This window comes from Actinospica durhamensis (genome assembly GCF_018139695.1).
GTDB classification, from domain to species: Bacteria; Actinomycetota; Actinomycetes; order Streptomycetales; family Catenulisporaceae; genus Actinospica; species Actinospica durhamensis.
Window position 1 is genome coordinate 15445 of the sequence record NZ_JAGSOG010000001.1, and the last position, 14962, is coordinate 30406.

Below are 14962 nucleotides of genomic sequence, written 5' to 3' on the forward strand. Positions count from 1 at the left end.
ATTGCAAACTACAACTTACTCCGGTGAGTTGTAGACTGCAACTCGAGAAGGTTCCCCGTGGAACCGAGGGAGCGGGGGGCCCGCCCGTAGGCTGGCAGCAGTCGAGATGGGAGTCGTCGTGAACCGACAGGAACGGGCCGCAGCGGTCTACCGGGAGCTGGCCGTGTTCTCGCGGCGGGCGCGAGCCGTGGGCAGCCAGGTGCACCCGGACCTGTCCCTGGTCGCGTACACCCTGCTCGCGCACATCACGACCGGGCCCGGGGTGCGCGCCACCGACCTGGCCCGCCACTACAACCTGGACAAGTCCACCGTCAGCCGCCAGCTGGCCGCCCTCGAAGAGCTCGGCATGATCATCCGTGAGGGCGGCGGGCGCGCGGGTCAGGACATCGTGCTGACCCCGAAGGGGGAGCAGACGCTGGCCGCCGCGAACGACTCGATGCGCGGGGCGGTCACCACCCGCCTGGCGAACTGGAGCAACGAGGACCTCGAGCGCTTCGCCGGCTACCTGGAGCGGTTCAACGCGCAGGCCGCCGGCGAAGCACCGACGGCCTGAGGAACGTGCTGAGAATTCGGATCCGGCTCAGCCGCGCAGGATCAGCGGCAGCCGTCCGGGCCCCCCGGCCACGATGCGCAGCGGGATGCCCCAGTCCTGCTGGTGCAGGTGGCAGGCCGGGAACTCGCCGTCGTCGCACGACGCCGCCTTGGCCGCGACGTGCAGCACGCCCTCGGTGATCTCCGGGTTCAGCCGCAGCGTGTGCGCCGTCTCGACTCCCGCCACCGGGCCGTCGAGCAGCAGCTGCGCCGGGGTCGAGGAGATCTTCACGTAGGTCGACGGGCCGTAGCGGTCGTCCATCTTCTCGCCCGGCGGCGGCTCGAAGACCACCTCGAGCTCGAGCTCGCCCGGGCCCACCTCGGTGGCCGGACGCTGGGTGCGGTACGCGGTGGCCTCGACGCTCAGCGCCTCCTCCGGCAGCCGGACCCGGGTCAGCCGGTGCGCCGCGGACTCGACCACGAGCAGGTCGCCCTCCGCCGTCACCAAGGCGTCAGAGGGCTCCTTCAGTCCGGTGATCAGGGTCGTGACCTGGCCGTCCGCAGGGTTGTAGCGGCGCACCGCGCCGTTGTACGTGTCGCTGACCGCGATGGAGCCGTCCGGCAGCGCGGTGACGCCCAGCGGGTGCTGCAGCAGCGCCTGCTCGGCCGCCCCGTCGCGCAGGCCGAAGTCGAAAAGCCCCTGGCCCACCACGGTTTTCACCACGGCCGCGCCGTCCGCGCGGTCGATGTAGCGCAGCGCCGAGGACTCCGAATCGGCGATCCAGAACCGGCCGCGCTCGTCGCGGGCCAGCCCGGACGGCTGGGAGAACCAGGCCTCGGCGACCGGGCCGTCGACGAGTCCTTCGTTGGTCGTGCCGGCCCACGGCTCGAGCGTGCCGTTCGCCGGGTGGTAGCTCCACAGCTGGTGGATGCCGGCCATCGCCACCACGACCCGCTCGCCGTCCCACGCCAGGTCCCACGGACTGGCCTGGGCCCGCTCGCGCGTGTCGGCCGCGGTTCGCACGTCGCCGGTGGCGAGGTCGAGCTCGCGCAGGGCGTGGTTGACCGTGTCCGCGACCAGGACGGTGCCCTCGTCGAGCAGCAGCAGCCCCTGCGGCTCGTTGAACTCGGCCTTGTCCGCGCCGCCGTCGAGCAATCCGCGCTCGCCCGAGCCGAAGCGGCGCAGCACGGTCTCCGCGTCCGCCGCGAGCTCCACGATCGAGTGGTGGCTGGTGTCGGAGACCAGGTAACCGCCGCCGGGCAGCGCGATCAGCTTGCCCGGGAAGCGCAGCTCGGTCGGCTCCGGCTCCGGCGCTACGTACGGCGAGTCGCCGCGGCGCAGCGCCCCCTTCGCGTCGAACTGCGCCACCAGCTCGTGCAGCAGCGCGCGCAGCCCGTGCACGTGGCCCTCGCCGGACATCTGCGCCGCGACGTACCCGGCCGGGTCGATCACGGTCAGCGTCGGCCAGGCGCGCACCGCGAAGGCCTTCCAGGTGGCCAGGTCCGGGTCGTCGAGCACGGGGTGGTGCACGCCGTAGCGCTCGCAGGCGGCGATCAGCGCATCGTGGTCGGCCTCGTGCGCGAACTTCGGCGAGTGCACGCCGACGGTGACCAGCACGTCCGCGAACTCGGCCTCGAGCTCGCGCAGTTCGTCGAGCACGTGCAGGCAGTTGGCACAGCAGAAGGTCCAGAAGTCGAGCAGGACGATCTTGCCGCTCAGATCCGGGGCCGAGCCGCCGGTGTTGATCCAACCGCCCCGTCCCTCGAGCCGGGGAGCGCGTACGCGAGCATGTGCAGCCATGTGTCTATCTAACCCCACCCGGCCGAGGAGTCATTCCCCGCTGTTCTCCGGCTGACGAAGCCGATCGCGCAACACCGGGAAGCGCTCGCGGGTCTTGGCCACGGAGGAGAGGTCGAGCTCGGCGAAGAGCGTGGTCGGCTCGGCGTCGGCTTCGGCCAGCACCTCGCCCCACGGGTCGATCACCGCGGAGTGCCCGGTCATCCGCTGGCCCGCCTGGGTTCCGGTGGCGGCGCAGGCCAGGACGTACATCTGGTTCTCGATGGCGCGGGCCCGCAGCAGGGTGCGCCAGTGCTCGAGCCGGCGCTCCGGCCACGCCGCGACCAGCACCAGCATCTCGGCGCCCTGGTCCAGCAGCTGCCGGTGCAGTTCCGGGAAGCGCAGGTCGTAGCAGGTGGCCAGGCCCACCGTGGTCAGCACGCTGTCGTCGATGTCGAGCAGCGGGAAGACGGTCGGGTGCTCGCCCGCGGACATCACCGCGGCCTCGCCCTGGTCGAAGCCGAAGCGGTAGATCTTGCGGTAGCCGGCCAGCAGTTCGCCCTCGGCGTCGAAGACGAGCGAGGTGTTGTAGAGGCTGCCGTCCGGGGTGCGCTCGACGATCGAGCCGCCGTGCAGCACGATGCCGCAGTCCATCGCGGCCTCGCGCAGCAGCTGCGCGGTCTCCCCGTGCAGGGGTTCGGCCGTCTGCACCCAGGGCTCGGGGTCGAACGCGCCGTGCAGCCACAGTTCCGGCAACACGACGAGTTCGGCACCGTCCTCGGCGGCTTCGTGGACCTTGGCCACGGCCAGTTCCCGCGTCGCGGCGAGGTCGCGGTCAAGGTCCACATCGAGCTGTACGAGAGCTACCTTCATGCCCTCATTACAGCAGTACGGCCGCCGGATCCTCCAGCCCGCGTCCGAGCTCGCGCAGGAACCTCGAGCCGAGCTCGCCGTCGATCAGGCGGTGGTCGAAGGAGAGCGCGAGGGTGGTCACCCAGCGCGGTTTGACCTTGCCCTTGTGCACCCACGGCTGCTGCTTGATCGCGCCGAAGGCCAGGATCGCGGCCTCGCCCGGGTTCAGGATCGGGGTCCCGGTGTCGACTCCGAACACGCCCACATTGGTGATCGTGATGGTGCCGCCGGTCAGGTCCGCCAGCGCGGTCTTGCCCTCCCGGGCGGTGGCCGTGAGCCGGCCGAATGCCTGGGCCAGCTCGATCAGGCTCAGCCGCTCGGCGCCCTTGACGTTCGGCACGACCAGCCCGCGCGGGGTGGCCGCGGCGATGCCGAGGTTCACCGAGCCGCGCAGCACGATCTCCTGCGCCGCCTCGTCCCAGGACGCGTTGACCTCCGGGTACTTGGCCACCGCGCGCATCAGCGCCTTCGCGGCGATCAGCAGCGGGGAGACCTTCACTCCGGCGAAGTCCGGCTGCGCGCGCAGCCGCTCGACCAGCTTGACCGTGCGGGTCACGTCCAGAGTGAGGAACTCGGTCACGTGCGGGGCGGTGAAGGCCGAGGCCACCATCGCGGCCGCGGTGGCCTTGCGCACGCCCTTGATCGGCACCCGCCGGTCCTGGGCCAGCGCCGTCGGCGCCGGGGCGAGCGCGCCGAGGCCGGCCGGAGCCGGGCTCTCGGCGGCCCGCTCGACCTCCTCGCGGGTGATCACGCCGTCCGGACGGGCCGGGACGATCGTGGTCAGGTCCACGCCGAGGTCCTTGGCGAGCTTGCGCACCAGCGGCTTGGCCAGCACGTGCGTCGGCGACGTGGTGACGGCTGCCGTGGGAGCAGGTGCCGGTGCCGGGGCGACCGGGGCCGGAGCCGCGGGAGCCGCCGGAGCGGGTGCGGCCGCGACGGGGGCCGGAGCGGCCAGTGCCGCGGGCGCGCCCGCGGCACGCCGGGCCCGGCGGGTGGTCGCGGCCTGGGACACGCCGTAGCCGACCAGCACCGGCTCGCGCTTGGCCTCGGCCGCGCCCGCGCCGGACGCGGCCGGCACCGGGGCGTCGCCCTCGGCGTCCGCGGTCTCGATGCTGATGATCGGGGTACCCACGTCCACCGTGCTGCCCGGCTCGACCAGCAGTTGCCGCACCACGCCCGCGAAGGGCGAGGGCAGTTCGACGGCCGCCTTGGCCGTCTCGATCTCCACCAGGACCTGGTTGACCGTCACGTTCTCCCCGACGGCGACCGACCAGCCGAGGATCTCGGCCTCGGTCAGGCCTTCGCCGACGTCCGGGAGGCGGAAGTGCTTGAGCGCCATTGCTGTCTCTCCTCTCGGACTCAGAACGCGAACGCGCGGTCGACGGCTTCGAGCACGCGGTCGAGGTCGGGGAGGTAGATCTCCTCGATCCGGGACGGCGGGTAGGGCGCGTGGAATCCGCCCACCCGCAGCACCGGGGCCTCGAGCCGGTAGAAACAGCGCTCGGTGATCCGTGCCGCGAGCTCGGCGCCGAGTCCGAGGAAGACCGGGGCCTCGTGCACGACCACGAGCCGGCCGGTGCGACCGACCGACTCGGCCACCGTGTCGGTGTCCAGCGGAGAGATGCTGCGCAGGTCCACGACCTCGATGCTGCGGCCCTCGGACTCGGCCGCCTTGGCCGCGTCCAGGCAGGTGCGCACCATCGGGCCGTGCGCGGCCAGGGTCAGGTCGGTGCCCTGGCGCACGATCAGGGCCCGGTCCGACGGCGCGGCCGGCTCGCTCGCGGACAGCTCAAGGTCGGCCTTCTCCCAGTAGCGCCGCTTGGGCTCGAAGAAGATCACCGGGTCGTCGCTCGCGATGGCCTGCTGGATCATCCAGTAGCCGTCCAGCGGGTTCGAGCAGGTCATCACGCGCAGGCCCGCGGTGTGCGCGAACAGCGCCTCCGGGGACTCCGAGTGGTGCTCGACCGCGCCGATGCCGCCGCCGAACGGGATCCGGATCACCAGCGGCATCTTCACGGTGCCCAGCGAACGGGCCCGGTACTTGGCCACCTGCGTGGTGATCTGGTCGAAAGCGGGGAAGACGAAGCCGTCGAACTGGATCTCGCACACCGGCCGGAACCCGCGCAGGGCAAGGCCCAGCGCGGTGCCGATGATGCCGGACTCGGCCAGCGGGGTGTCGATCACCCGGTCGGGGCCGAAGTCCTTCTGCAGGCCCTCGGTCACCCGGAACACGCCGCCGAGCTTGCCGATGTCCTCGCCCATGAGCAGGACCTTCGGGTCCTGCTCCATCGCCCGGCGCAGGCCCGCGTTGATCGCCTTGGCGAGAGTCACCTGAGCCATCTCAGCCCTCCTGTCCGTCGAAGCCGGCGAGGTAGTCGGCCAGGAAGGCGCGGTCCTCGGTGATCTGGGCGTGCGGGTCCGCGTAGACGTGGTCGAACATGGTCAGCGGGGACGGGTCCGGCAGGGCCAGGCAGCCCGAGCGGATCTGCGCGGCCAGCTCGTCCGCCTCCTTGTCCACGGAGGCGTAGAACTCGGCGTCGCCGATCCCCTCCTTGTCCAGGTAGGCGCGCAGGCGCTGGATCGGGTCCTTCTGGCGCCAGGCCTCGACCTCCTCGTCGTCGCGGTACTTGGTCGGGTCGTCCGAGGTGGTGTGCGCGCCCATCCGGTAGGTGTAGGCCTCCACCAGCATCGGGCCCTGGCCGGAGCGGGCGTGCGCGAGCGCGGCCCGGGTCACGGCGAGGCAGGCGAACACGTCGTTGCCGTCCACCCGCACGCCCGGGAAGCCGAAGCCGGCCGCGCGCTTGTACAGCGGCACCCGGAACTGGCGCTCCACCGGCTCGGAGATGGCCCACTGGTTGTTCTGGCAGAAGAACACCACCGGCGCGTTGTAGGACGCGCCGAAGACGAAGGACTCGAGCACGTCGCCCTGCGAGGAGGCGCCGTCGCCGAAGTAGGCGATCACCGCGCTGTCCGCGCCGTCGCGCTGCACGCCCATGGCGTAGCCGACCGCGTGCAGGGCCTGCGAGCCGATGACGATCGTGTAGAGGTTGAAGTTGTGCTCGTTCGGGTCCCAGCCGCCGTTGTTCACGCCGCGGAACATGCCGAGCAGGTTGATCGGGGGCACGCCCTTGCACCAGGCGACGCCGTGCTCCCGGTAGGTCGGGAAGGCGAAGTCGTCGGGACGCATGGCGCGCCCCGATCCGATCTGCGCGGCCTCCTGGCCGAGCAGCGAGGCCCACAGGCCGAGTTCGCCCTGCCGTTGCAGCGCGGTGCCCTCCGCGTCGACCCGGCGCACCAGCACCAGGTCGCGGTAGAGCGAGCGCGCTTCCTGCGGCGTCACCTCGAGCGGGTAGTCCGGATGATCGATCCGTTCCCCGGCGGGGGTGAGCAGCTGGATGAGTTGGGGCTCTTCGTCGAGCCCGGGGTTCCGGCGGGTACCACGGCCCTGTGGGGCACGCTTCGTACTCCCGGATGCGGGGGTGGGGGTGGTGGATTTTTCCACTGCCCTGCGCCCAGTCATGCGGTCTCCCTCATCGTTGGCGAGGACCACGGGGGTCATTCCGAGGTCACGTTACCCAGCGGTCACCGGACTATGAAGGGCCGGGACCGGCGCGGTAGCTCAGAAGCCGGATCGCAGGACGTCCAGGACCCGGTCGTTGGCCTCTTGCTCGCCAATTGTCACACGGACCCCGTCCGGCGCGTACGGACGTACCGTGACACCCATGGCTTCACACGCGGCGGCGAACGCGCCGGATCGCTCGCCGAGACGCAGCCAGAAGAAGTTCGCCTGGCTCGGCACCACGGCGACGCCGAGGCGCCCGGGCAGATCCATGGCCCGCAGCTCCGCGTAGACCCGCTCGCGCTCGGCCACGAGCTGCCCGACCCGCTCCATGAGCGCGTCCTGCGAACGCAGCGACTCCACCGCGGCGGCCTGCGCGATCAGGTTGATGCCGAACGGGACGGCGCACGCGCGCAGGGCCTCGGCCACCGGCTCGTCGGCCACCGCGTAGCCGACGCGCAGGCCGGCCAGGCCGTAGGCCTTGGAGAAGGTGCGCAACACGCAGACATTGCTCCGGGCGAGCGAGATCTGCACGCTGTCGGGGAAGTCCTCGTCCCGGACGAACTCGACGTAGGCCTCGTCCAGCACGACCAGCACGTCCGACGGCACCTGGTCCAGGAAGCGCTCGAGCTCGGCGCGGCCGATCGTCTCGCCGGTCGGGTTGTTCGGGTTGCACACCAGGATCAGCCGGGTCCGCTCGGTGATCGCCGCGGCCATGGCGTCGAGGTCGTGCGTCTCGTCCGCCTTGAGCGGGACCGGCACCGCGGTGGCCCCGACGACCTGGGTGATGATCGGGTAGGCCTCGAAGGAGCGCCAGGCGTAGACCACCTCGTCGCCCGGGCCGGAGGTGGCCTGCATCAGCTGCCCGAGCACGCCGACCGAACCGGTGCCCACGGCCACCCGCTCAGGACCGACCCCGACGAACTTCGCGATCTCGGCGATCAGCTCGCTCGAGCCGAAGTCCGGGTACCGGTTGATCTGCGCGGCCGCGGCGACGGCGGTCTCGAGCACGCCGGGCAGCGGCGGGTAGGGGTTCTCGTTGGAGGAGAGCTTGAACGCGGTGCCCTCGAACGAGGAGCCGGCCGCCCGTCCCGCCTTGTACGCCGGCAACCCGGCGATCGCCTCGCGAATCCTGACGTCGGCCACGTCGTTCACCCTCTCCGCTGCACTGCCCTGTCGGGCACAGCGTACGGCGCCGTGGCCGTCGAGGAAATCGCGGATCATGCTCCGGACCGGCCGCGGGCCGCGCCCGGGCCAGGCCGGACGCGGCGATCCGGCTGGTCCGGAGGGACTTCCGGCGCTTCTAGCGCGGCGGGAGCAGGTACTCGGCCGCGTCGAGAACGTGCTTGGTGGCGCCCGGGGACCAGCGCAGATCGGGCGAGCGCAGCACCGCGACCAGCTGCTCCGGACGCACCACGATCACCCCGCCCATCACCCGCGGCGTGCCGGTCAGCCCGGCCGCGTGCACGGCCAGCACGCAGGAGACCGAGACCACGCCGACCTCCTCGTCCGCCCCGGCCGCCGCGGTGAGCGCCTCGCCCAGGGCCTGGGCGTGCGCGACCATGTCCTTGAGCGCGGTCCCCTGGTGGACGTGGTTGACGTAGAGCTCGGTGCCCAGCAGCCGCACGTCGAAGCCGTGCCACTCCTTCGAGTCCACCAGGAACACCCCGCGCGGGCTGACCACCAGGTGCTCGACCTCGAAGGGCTCGCCGGAGGAGCCGAAGAGCCGGTCGTGCAGGGCGAACCCGCCCCCGCGCACCTTCAGCAGGGACAGGGTGCGCGCGGTGCTCGACTCGGCGTCCGCGCGCGCCTTGATCCGGTCGAGCGACTCCGGGCGCCGAAACGCCACGTCCATCACCCCGGCCAGGGCCAGCACCGTCACCAGCAGCCCGAACGCCGCGTAGTGCGTGCCGATGCCCGCGAGCAGCCCGATGACCACCGCCGCCGGAGCCCACCAGAGAGCGGAGAGGAACACGGTGCGGCGCCGGCGCGCCGCCCACTGCCGCCGTCCGTCCTCGTACTCGGACCGCAGACTCGCCCCGGCCGCCCTCGGCCTGCTCTCGCCCGCTGCTCGCCCCGGCACGCCACCCGCCTCCTCGGCTCATACCGCTCACACACCGGCGTGGAAGGGCCGAACGGGCGGCGGGAACACGCTATCGCGGTACCCGGGATTCGGGGCGGGTATACCGCTGCGCGGCTTCCTGCCGTTACCCTCGCATTCATGATTGACCAGTCGGCATACGCGGTCGGGGACGTCCACGGCTGTCTGGCGCCGCTGCGCGACGCCTTGGCCCGCGGCGGGTTCGTGGACGGGGACGACCGTTGGATCGCCGGGAACACCCGGTTGTGGTTCCTCGGCGACCTGACCGATCGCGGCCCGGACGGGGTCGGCGTGATCGAACTGGTGATGGGGCTTCAGGAGCAGGCCGCCGAGGCCGGCGGCGAGGTCGGCTGCCTGCTCGGCAACCACGAGCTGATGCTGCTCGCCGCGCACCTGCCGGCCGCCGAGTCCGGCCACGCCTCGGCCGAGGCCGCGCGCCGGCTGTTCTGGGAGCGCTGGACCGGCAACGGCGGCAAGGAGAGCGACTCGGCCCGGCTCACCGACGCGCACCTGGAGTGGATCGCGCGGCTGCCGGCCATGGCCCGAATCGGCGAGCACCTGCTCATGCACGCCGACACGCTCGGCTACCGCGGCTACGGCTCGAGCGTGGCCGAGGTCAACGCGCGGGTGGCCGGGATACTGACCGAACCGGTGCAGCTGCCGCAGATCGACGAGCTGACCCACATGATGACCAAGCGCTTCGCCTTCGCCTCCGACGACGGCCAGGCCGCGCGCGAGTTCCTCGGCGACTTCGGCGGCCGGCAGATCGTGCACGGGCACTCGCCGGTGCCGCTGCTGCTGGGCAAGGAGCCGCGGGAGGTGACCGGCCCGCTGGTCTACGCCGGGGGCTACGCGGCCAACTTCGACACCGGCACGTTCCTGGGCGGCCCGTGCTTCGTCGCGCCGCTGCCGACCGTGCCGCGCGAGGCACCGGTGGGACAGGCCTCATAGGCCGCGTCTTCACACCGGCGTCGGGTCAGGCCGCGGCGTCTGACGCGTGCGCTCGCAAGGCGCCGGGCCGCGCGCATACTCGGTCGTCTGTAAACGGTCCGGCAACGCAGCGAGCGTGCGTGGCAGGCGTCGCGGCCCCGGCGCTGGCGTGAAGACACGGCCTGAGGCCCTGCGGGGTCCCTAGGAGGCCGCGGGAGCCTCGCGTGGCGCGGCGGGCTCCGGGCAGACGAAGCCGAGCCTGACGGGGTCCCAGATGAGCTCGCACAGCGCCCGGTAGAGCCGCTGGCGCTCGGTGATGGACGTGATGCCGAAGGTGTGCGGATACGGGCGGAACAGCTCGGTCAGCCCGTGCCGCACCATGAACCTGCGAAACGCCGGGTTGCGCTCGTAGCACAGCGGATGGAGCGACTTGGCCAGCAGGTTCTGCGCCCGGTAGTGCTCTGCCTTGAGCGAGAACGGGTCGTCCCGGAACGCCGCGTTGATCTCCTTCGGCAGCAGCAGCAGCGCGCCGAAGCGGTTGCGCACCGCGCGGAAGCGCTCGGGCGTGCCGACCTCCTCGGCGTACGGCCCGAAGTGGTCCGCCCAGATGTGCTCGATCTCGTACGGCCGGCCGGTCGGCCCGAAGCCGAGGTAGTCGGCGATCAGGTCCGGCTGGCCGCAGCCGGACTCCAGGAATCCGGCCATCCGGGCCAGCAGGTAGCGCACCTGCTTGCGGTTGTCCGAGCGCAGCCCGAAGGTCTCGAGGCCCGCGAATCCGTGTTCGATCTTGCCGATCTCCAGCGTCAGCAGGGTCCGGACCTCCTCGACCGTGCCCGCCTCGCGCAGCGGCATGATCAGGCCGCTTATCGACGCGGCCAGATCCCCGGACTGCAGCGGCGCGTAGTTCGCCATGCGCCGGGCTATGAGCAGGTCGCAGAACGCCGCCACCAGGCGGGACTTCTCCCGGAACGCCGCGTCCGTGTCGTTCGGCCCGATCGCGGCCATGATCAGCACCAGCTGGGCGCCGAATCCGTTGGCGGCGTTGTAGAACACCGGCTCGAATCCGCGCACCGGCGCCGCGCTGGCCTCCACCAGGCTGCGGTAGCGCTCGGCCAGCGGCCTGATGGTGTCCCGGATGAACACCCGGTAGTCGCGCGCCCTGGCCAGCCCGAGCGCGTCCGGGTTCTGCCGCACCCACTCGTGGAAGGCCTTGTTGATGCGCTCGGCCGTGGCCTGGTCGGTCGGGGCGTAGCGCGCCCGCAGCACGGTTTTGACGAACTCGCCGGGCGCCTGGTCGTCGGTGACCGCGAGCAGCGACATGGTCCGGCGCCACACCGCGTTCAGGGCACTGTGATCCTTGTCGGCCCGCGAGAGCAGGAAGGACTTGAGCAGGTCCAGCGGCGTCAGCCGGGCCCCGCGGTCGTTCATCGACTCGAAGATCTCCCAGCCGTGGTCCCGGTCCCTGGCCGAGATCTCCACCAGGAACACCCGCTCGAGCAGCCAGTCCACGAAGTAGGGCAGGGCCGGGCCGCGCAGTCCGGCGGGCAGGTCCTCGACCAGGTCCCGGTAGCGCTGGCAGATGTTGCGCACCGCCAGCGGGGTCTGCTCCGTCACCGGGTATTCGCGCCCTGCCCGCAGCTGACGCAGCGCCGGCTCGCGTTCGTCCACGTGCACGGTGAAGGTGGGCACGCCGTACTGCACGGTGCAGATCATCTGGTCCAGTACGGCCGCGCCCGCGTGCTCGTCCGCCTCGGTCAGCAGGTGCCGCAGCCGGATCAGCAGGAGCAGCAGGGTGGTGAACCGCTGCTGGCCGTCCACCAGGAAGGACATCCCGGGCACCGGATAGGTGACGAAGGGGCCGAGGAAGTAGGGCCGGTAGTCGGCCACGTCCGCCCGCTCGTGGTCCGGATGCCACTGCTCCAGGAAGCGTCCGGCCAGGTCACCGACGAGATCCGTGACGTGCGTGCGGGTCCAGTCGTATTCGCGCTGATAGTGTTCAAGGCCGTAGCGGCGGCCGGTGAACAGTTCCCGGACCGAATGCCCGCGACCGTCGATACGCTCCTGCGCCTGCTTTGCCACCTTGTACCGTCCCCCGAGAAGGACCGAGCGCGCCGGGCCCCGACACGCGAGGACTGCGCGCTTCGGCGGCGCACGGAATCCTCCGCCGCGTGCCCGAAGGCGCTGTATTGACCCGCTTACTGCCCCAGTGCGCCCCTTGTCCGCGCTGTCCAAGTGGCATGTGCCCTGATCAGGAAGCTGGAAAACCCAACGGAAAGCCACGGTTTCGTGTCATCCGCGGATGAGTCGGGCAACCAGTGCGGTCCAACCGGTCTGGTGGGAGGCGCCGAGGCCGCGGCCGGTGTCGGCGTGGAAGTACTCGTAGAACCAGGGCCGCTCGCCCCAGCGCGGGTCGGTTTGAAAGAGTTCTGTCTCCCCCAGCACCGGCCGGCGCCCGTCCCGGTCCGGCCGGAAGATATCGAGCAGCCCCTCGCGCAGTTCCCCCGGCAGCTTGCGCCGGTCCGTGGGCAGCACCACCTGGCCGTCGAGCGCCCCGAGCACCCGCTCGACCGTCTCGATCAGCAGGTAGTTCATCGGCATCCAGATCGGCCCGCGCCAGTTGGAGTTGCCGCCGAACAGCCCCGAGGTGGATTCGCCGGGCTCGTAGTCCACCCCCGCGTGCATCCCGGCCACGTCCACCTCGAAGGGGTGCTCGCGGTGATAGCGCGAGAGCGAGCGCACGCCGTAGGGCGAGCGGAACTCCTCCGGGTCGGCCACCCGGGCGAGCACCCGCTCGGCCTGGTCCACGTCCACCAGCGAGAAGATGAGCCCGCCGTCCTCGCGGAAGCGGGTGACCGAGCGGACGTACTCGGGCCGGCGGGTGGTGAACTCGACCAGGTGCCGGGCGAAGCGCGGCAGCCGGCGCAGCGTCTCCGGCGCGACCGGGAGCATGGCCAGCAGCGGCACGAGGCCGACCATCGAGCGCACCCGCATGGTGACGGTGGTCCCGTCCGGGCAGCGCAGCCGGTCGTAGAAGAACCCGTCGTCCTCGTCCCACAGCCCGCCGTCGTTGATGGCGGCCGCGATGTACGCGTAGTGCTCGGCGAACTTGCAGGCCATCTCCTCGTAGATGGGGTCGCGCAGCGCGAGCTCGATGGACATCTCCAGCATGGACAGGCAGTAGAAGCCCATCCACCCGGTCCCGTCGGACTGCTCGAGCACCCCGCCCACCGGCAGCTTGGACCGGTCGAAGGCGCCGATGTTGTCCAGGCCGAGGAAGCCGCCCTCGAAGATGTTGTTCTCCCCGTCGTCCTTCCGGTTGACCCAGTAGGTGAAGTTGAGCAGCAGCTTGTGGAAGCAGGCGCGCAGGAAGTCCACGTCCTGCCCGGCGGCCCGGTAGACCGCGAGTGAGGCCCAGGCCAGCACGGGCGGGTTCATGTCGTCGAAGTCCCACTCGTAGGCCGGCAGCAGGCCGTTGGCGTGCTGGTAGCGCTGGGACATGAAGGTGTAGAGCTGCTCCTTGGCCAGCCCCGGGTCGATCGCGCTGACGGCGACGCAGTGGAACGCCAGGTCCCAGGCCGCGAACCAGGGGTACTCCCACGGGTCCGGCATGATGAACACGTCCCGCGCCCACAGGTGGCTCCAGGTCGCGTTGCGGTCGTGGGCCCGGTGCGCGGGCGGGAGCGGCTGGGCCGGGTCTCCCTCGAGCCAGCGGTGTACGTCGTAGTGGTAGAACTGCTGCGCCCAGACGAGCCCGGCGTACGCCTGCCGCAGGATCCGCGCGTCGGTCGCGTCGACGCCGGGCGGGGTGACCGAGGCGTAGAACTCGTCGGCCTCCGCGGCGCGCGCGGCGAGACACGCGGTGGCGGCGTCGAGGTCGGGCAGCTCGTCGACGGTCTCGGTGAGGGTCAGGTGCAGCGTCTGCGTCTCGCCGGGAGCGAGCGACAGGACGTAGTGCAGCGCCCCCTTCGTCCCCGAGAGCTCGGGATTGACCGTGTCGGCGCCCGTGACGACGTGGTCGCCGATGCCGTCCTTCGGGTAGGCGGAGGTGTTCTGCGAACCGTAGAGCAGCGCGGCGTTGGTCTCGTTGTCGCACAGCAGCGGCGTGGGCGCGGTGGCCGAGGAGACGTCGGTGAGCGTGAGCGAGGCGAAGTGCGGGTGCCGGGCCGTCAGCTGTCCCGGTGACCCGAGCACGCCGACCAGCCCGGAGTCCACCGCGTCCTCGATGTCCGCGGCCCGTCCCCAGGCCCACATGTTGCGCAGCCACAGGTGCGGAAGGACGTGCAGGGTGGCGGGATCCGGCCCGCAGTTGGTGACGCTCACGCGGATGGCGTACGCATGCGGCGAGGCCTTGGCGTAGTCGGCTGTAATGGCGAAGTAGCGGTCGGAGGCGAACACGTCCGTGTCGACGAGCTCGAACTCCGGCTCCAGCTTGGAGCGCCCCGCGTTCTCCTCACGCAGCCGTGCGTAAGGGAATTCGGCCTGCGGGTAGTGGTAGCGCCAGGAGAGGAAGGATCCGGTGGGTGTGGCGTCCTCGTACCACCAGTAGTCCTTGGCGTCCTCGCCGTGATTGCCCTCGGCGTTCACGAGTCCGAAGGCGCGCTCTTTCAGGATCGGGTCGTGCCCGTTCCAGAAGGCAAGGGAGAAGCACCAGTCCTGGTTCCGGTTGCACAGGCCGGCCAAGCCGTCCTCGCTCCACCGGTAGACGCGCGAGCGGGCATGGTCGAATGGAAAGTACGACCACGCGTCCCCATCCGCGCTGTAGTCCTCGCGAACGGTTCCCCACGCCCGCTCGGACAGGTACGGCCCCCAGTCCCGCCAGGGAGCCGTACCCTCATCGGCCCCCGCCAACCGCTGGTGCTCGGAAGTTTCAGCCACGGCTCAAGTGTGCCGTGGGTCGTGCCGAACCGCTCGCGGAAAGCGAGGGGTCAGAACGAGACGACCTGGAAGGCGGCCTCCGACGTGGTGGGGGCGCCGCCCAGGCACGCCGCGCAGGCCACGTCCGAGCCGGACGCCGACGCGTGAGCTGTGGTCGTGGCGATTCCACCCATCAGTAGGCCGAGCATGGCCAGTGTCGTTATTCGATAACGAACAGTACGGAACTTGGACATTTTCACCCTCAGATCAACGCCGTTTGAGTGCGGCCTTTGTCATG

At 71.2% G+C, this 14962-nt stretch carries 12 protein-coding genes; 2 read left to right on the forward strand and 10 right to left on the reverse strand.

Annotated features, from left to right (window positions below):
* The first annotated feature begins 118 nt into the window (after positions 1–118).
* Entirely contained in the window at positions 119–553 is a 435-nt protein-coding gene (locus KDL01_RS00065) for a MarR family winged helix-turn-helix transcriptional regulator (protein ID WP_212526165.1), read from the forward strand.
* A 27-nt stretch (positions 554–580) separates the two neighbouring features.
* On the opposite strand, the gene KDL01_RS00070 is transcribed toward KDL01_RS00065, so the two are convergent.
* From KDL01_RS00070 to KDL01_RS00100, 7 genes are all read right to left on the reverse strand, one after another.
* Positions 581–2332 (reverse strand): NHL domain-containing thioredoxin family protein, encoded by a 1752-nt coding sequence (locus KDL01_RS00070; protein ID WP_212526166.1) that lies wholly within the window; start codon positions 2330–2332, stop codon positions 581–583.
* A 30-nt stretch (positions 2333–2362) separates the two neighbouring features.
* Positions 2363–3181 (reverse strand): carbon-nitrogen family hydrolase, encoded by an 819-nt coding sequence (locus KDL01_RS00075; protein ID WP_212526167.1) that lies wholly within the window; start codon positions 3179–3181, stop codon positions 2363–2365.
* A 7-nt stretch (positions 3182–3188) separates the two neighbouring features.
* On the reverse strand, positions 3189–4559 hold the full coding sequence (locus tag KDL01_RS00080; RefSeq protein WP_212526168.1) for a dihydrolipoamide acetyltransferase family protein: 1371 nt from the start codon (positions 4557–4559) through the stop codon (positions 3189–3191).
* A 20-nt stretch (positions 4560–4579) separates the two neighbouring features.
* Positions 4580–5560, reverse strand: a complete 981-nt coding sequence (locus KDL01_RS00085) for an alpha-ketoacid dehydrogenase subunit beta (RefSeq protein WP_212526169.1) — start codon at positions 5558–5560, stop codon at positions 4580–4582.
* A gap of 1 nt (position 5561) precedes the next feature.
* The gene (pdhA, locus tag KDL01_RS00090; RefSeq protein ID WP_212526170.1) at positions 5562–6740 is read right to left on the reverse strand and encodes a pyruvate dehydrogenase (acetyl-transferring) E1 component subunit alpha; all 1179 of its coding nucleotides are present in this window, start codon (positions 6738–6740) and stop codon (positions 5562–5564) included.
* A gap of 99 nt (positions 6741–6839) precedes the next feature.
* Positions 6840–7934 carry a histidinol-phosphate transaminase gene (gene hisC, locus KDL01_RS00095; RefSeq protein ID WP_307845984.1) on the reverse strand — a complete coding sequence of 365 codons (1095 nt, stop codon included), beginning with the start codon at positions 7932–7934 and terminating at the stop codon, positions 6840–6842.
* A gap of 148 nt (positions 7935–8082) precedes the next feature.
* A complete protein-coding gene (locus tag KDL01_RS00100) occupies positions 8083–8862 on the reverse strand; it encodes a nuclease-related domain-containing protein (RefSeq protein ID WP_212526172.1) in 780 nt (259 codons plus the stop codon).
* A gap of 138 nt (positions 8863–9000) precedes the next feature.
* On the opposite strand from KDL01_RS00100, the gene KDL01_RS00105 reads away from it, so the two are divergent.
* Positions 9001–9831 carry a metallophosphoesterase gene (locus KDL01_RS00105; RefSeq protein WP_212526173.1) on the forward strand — a complete coding sequence of 277 codons (831 nt, stop codon included), beginning with the start codon at positions 9001–9003 and terminating at the stop codon, positions 9829–9831.
* A 180-nt stretch (positions 9832–10011) separates the two neighbouring features.
* Here KDL01_RS00105 and KDL01_RS00110 read toward each other — a convergent pair whose 3' ends face one another.
* From KDL01_RS00110 to KDL01_RS44340, 3 genes are all read right to left on the reverse strand, one after another.
* Positions 10012–11889, reverse strand: coding sequence for a DUF262 domain-containing protein (locus KDL01_RS00110; RefSeq protein WP_212526174.1), 1878 nt, complete (start codon positions 11887–11889; stop codon positions 10012–10014).
* A gap of 210 nt (positions 11890–12099) precedes the next feature.
* Positions 12100–14685, reverse strand: coding sequence for an MGH1-like glycoside hydrolase domain-containing protein (locus tag KDL01_RS00115; RefSeq protein ID WP_212526175.1), 2586 nt, complete (start codon positions 14683–14685; stop codon positions 12100–12102).
* Positions 14686–14735: 50 nt separating this feature from the next.
* The gene (locus KDL01_RS44340) at positions 14736–14858 is read right to left on the reverse strand and encodes a hypothetical protein (protein ID WP_281415150.1); all 123 of its coding nucleotides are present in this window, start codon (positions 14856–14858) and stop codon (positions 14736–14738) included.
* Positions 14859–14962 lie beyond the last annotated feature (104 nt).